At 69.9% G+C, this 3256-nt stretch carries 4 protein-coding genes; 1 reads left to right on the top strand and 3 read right to left on the bottom strand.

Going from position 1 to position 3256, the window contains the following annotated elements:
• Positions 1-814: DUF2125 domain-containing protein (locus tag AC3XYG_RS26525; RefSeq protein WP_489142877.1), on the bottom strand; the 814-nt coding region annotated here is incomplete at its 3' end.
• Positions 815-951: 137 nt separating this feature from the next.
• On the opposite strand from AC3XYG_RS26525, the gene AC3XYG_RS26520 reads away from it, so the two are divergent.
• Positions 952-1542: a gamma-glutamylcyclotransferase gene (locus tag AC3XYG_RS26520; protein ID WP_489142876.1), complete on the top strand. Its 591-nt coding sequence runs from the start codon at positions 952-954 to the stop codon at positions 1540-1542.
• A gap of 4 nt (positions 1543-1546) precedes the next feature.
• Here the strand turns inward: AC3XYG_RS26520 and AC3XYG_RS26515 are convergent, their stop codons facing one another.
• Together AC3XYG_RS26515 and AC3XYG_RS26510 are read right to left on the bottom strand one after the other, a co-directional pair.
• Positions 1547-1831 carry a DUF4282 domain-containing protein gene (locus AC3XYG_RS26515; protein ID WP_489142875.1) on the bottom strand — a complete coding sequence of 95 codons (285 nt, stop codon included), beginning with the start codon at positions 1829-1831 and terminating at the stop codon, positions 1547-1549.
• Positions 1832-1882: 51 nt separating this feature from the next.
• Positions 1883-3256 (bottom strand): ribonucleotide reductase barrel domain-containing protein (locus AC3XYG_RS26510; protein WP_489142874.1); only part of this gene is annotated, 1374 nt, incomplete at its 5' end.

Raw genomic sequence — 3256 nt, 5'->3', positions numbered from 1 at the left:
TCACCGGACCATAGCCGCGGATCTTCGCCGTCAGCGTGCCCTGCGGCTGCAGCTTGTCGTCGAGGTCGAGCGAGCCGCCGGCATCGATCTGCAGCGGCCCCCAGCGCAGTGCCAGCTGGTCGACCCGCAGCTTGCCGCCGGCGTCGCGCCAGGCGGTCAGTTCGGGGGCGGTGGCGGCCTTGGGCAGGGTGCCCAGCACGGTCAGCCGCCCCGCCACCATGTCGACCCTGCGGCCGAGCGTGGCCAGGCCGAGATCCGGTGTCTCCACCCCCTCGATGTCGAGCGACAGCGCGGCCCCGGCCCCGGCCTCATCCGGCGCCTTGTCGGCGGCCAGGTTGATCCGCGACACCGGCAGCGGCGCCTGCAGCATCCCACCGGCGAGTTCGATCTGCGACAGGGTCAGCAGCAGGCGCGTCGGCTTGCCGGCCAGGCCGATGCGGGCGCTGCCGCTGCCGGCCCCCATCACCTGGGCGGTCAGCGCCGGACTGCCCGGCAGGGTGATGTGCTGCGGCGGCGAGATGGCGAAGCTGATATCCGGCAGGGCCCACGGCTTGGCGGTGGCGACCAGCCCGGCGGCGTCCCAGGCCAGCCCGTCGACGCGATGCAGGCTCGGCGTCCGAGATTCGACGGTGAAGGTCAGCGGGAAGCCGTCGACCCGCAGCGTGCCGGGATCGACCGTGACCCCCGGCGGCGGGTTTGCGGCGAAGGCCTGCGCCTGCGTCTGCACCTTGCCCGCGGCCCAGTACCATCCCCCGGTCCAGCCGGCGGCGACGAGGACGACGAGGGCGGCGGGGATGGCGACGATGCGGCGCATGATGATCCCGGGCAATGGTACAGGCGGAGGTACAGGCCGGCCACGTGGCCGCGCGACGGGCCACCTGTCAAGCCGAAGCCGCAAAACGCGACACGACGCCCCTCCCCTTCGCAGCTGCAAAACGCTACATGTTGTGGATGGCCGATGGTCACTCCGACTGGAAGACACCGAACCTGCCGCTGACCCCGGGCGCGCCGCTCTGGGTGTTCGGCTATGGCTCTCTGATGTGGAATCCGGGCTTCCCGCATCTCGAGCGGCAGCACGCGGTGCTGCACGGCTATCACCGCCGCTTCTGCGTGCTGTCGCATTACTATCGCGGCACGCCGGAACGGCCTGGGCTGGTGCTCGGGCTCGACCGCGGTGGCTCCTGCCGCGGCATGGCCTTCAAGGTGGCGCCCGACGATGTCGAGGCCGTGGTCGCCTATCTCTGGGAGCGCGAGATGGTCACCGGCGTCTACCGGCCGAGCCTGAGGCAGATCCGCCTGCCAGCCGATTCCGAGAATGGCGGCCCAGTCACCGCCTGCTGCTTCCTGGCCGATCGCCACCACCGCCAGTATTGCGGCGCGCTGGCGCCGGAGGAGACGGTGGCGATGATCCGCACCGGCGTCGGCATCGGCGGGCCGAACCGCGACTACCTCTTGAACACGGTCGAACATCTGCGCGAACTGGGCATCCATGACGGCGCCCTGTCCGCCCTGGCCGACCGGGTGGCGGCGGAACCCGCCTGAGCGCCTATTCCGCCGGTGGCACTGCCCCACGATCGCGGATCTCACCCAGCCGGTCGTAGATGCCGAACACGACGACATAGATCTCGCACAGCACCCGCCAGCCCAGCAGGACGGCGATGGTGCCGACGATCGCCAGCAGCGCACCCAAGATCCCACCACCCAGGCTGAACGTGGCGAACAGGGATCGCAGGCCGGCCAGCACGATCAGGATGATGCCGATCCAGTACAGGAACTTGATCAAGGTCGGCGAAATCAGCTTTTCGAATGTGGTCAGGTCGGAAAACTTCATGAAATGCCCCTCCGGAATGCCGGCCCCGCCCCCGGGGTCCGGTGCCACGCGCTACCCGCAGCGCGAATAGCCGCAATTCAGGCAGGTGTCGCAGCCCTCCTGCCGGATCAGGGTGGGATGCCCGCATTTCGGGCAGGACAAGCCCAGCGGCCGCACCGGCGCCTCTGCCGCCGCCGTCACCTCGACTGCGACCTCCGGCACCAGGTCCTGCGACTGTTCCAGGAAGCCGGTGGCCAGCATGTGCCGTTCGATCGTCCCGCCGATCGCGGCCAGCAGCGACGGCACATACCGGCCGCCCATCCACTGCCCGCCGCGCGGGTCGAACACCGCCTTCAGCTCCTCGACCACGAAGGCGACGTCGCCGCCGCGGCGGAACACGGCGCTGATCATCCGGGTCAGCGCCACGGTCCAGGCGTAGTGCTCCATGTTCTTCGAGTTGATGAAGATCTCGAACGGCCGGCGCTGGCCGTCGATGACGGTGTCGTTGAGGGTGACGTAGATGGCATGGTCACTGTCCGGCCAGCGCAGCTTGTAGGTCTCGCCCGGCAGCACCTCGGGCCGCGCGGCCGGTGCCCCCGGTGCCGGCTCCTCTGCCGCCCGGGTCTCCGAGGCCCTTGGCCGGGCCTCCAGCACCGCCCCGGTGATCGGGTTGGGCCGGTAGGTGGTGCAGCCCTTGCAGCCCAGCGCATAGGCCTGGCGATAGATGTCCTTGAAGTCCTCGAAGGGCAGGTCTTCCGGACAGTTGATGGTCTTGCTGATCGAGCTGTCGATGTGCTTCTGCGCCGCCGCCTGGATGGCGAGGTGGTCGGCCGGCGCCAGGGTCTGGGCGTCGACGAAATACTCGGGCAGCGGCGCGTCGGCGCCGTGGATCTCGTGGAACAGGCGGTAAGCGTAGTTCTCCACCACCTCCGCCCGGCGGCTGCCGTCGGGCAGCAGCATGGTGCGGGTGTGGGTCCAGGCGAACACCGGCTCGATGCCGGAGGCGACGTTGCCGGCGAACAGCGAGATCGTTCCGGTCGGCGCGATCGAGGTCACCAGCGCGTTGCGGATGCCGTGCTGCGCGATCAGGGCCCGGATGTCCTCCGGGAGTTCGGCGATGCCTGGCGCGGACAAATAGCGGTCGCGGTCGAACAGCGGGAACGCCCCCTTCTCCACCGCGATCTCGGCCGAGGCGCGATAGGCGTGGCGCTGGATCGCGCCGAGCCAGTCCTCGGTCAGGGCGACCGATTCGTCCGAGCCGTAGCGCACCCCCATCATCAGGAACGCGTCGGCCAGGCCGGTAACGCCAAGGCCGATGCGCCGCTTGGCCTTGGCCTCGGCCGCCTGTTCCGGCAGCGGGAAGCGCGAGACATCGACGACATCGTCCATCAGCCGGATCGCGACCGGCACGGTCTCGGCCAGCGCGTCATGGTCGAACCGCGCCTG

It is taken from the genome of Inquilinus sp. (genome assembly GCF_057815775.1).
Note: the sequence above shows the minus strand (reverse complement) of the source record. Positions and strands in the feature narration are given on the sequence as shown.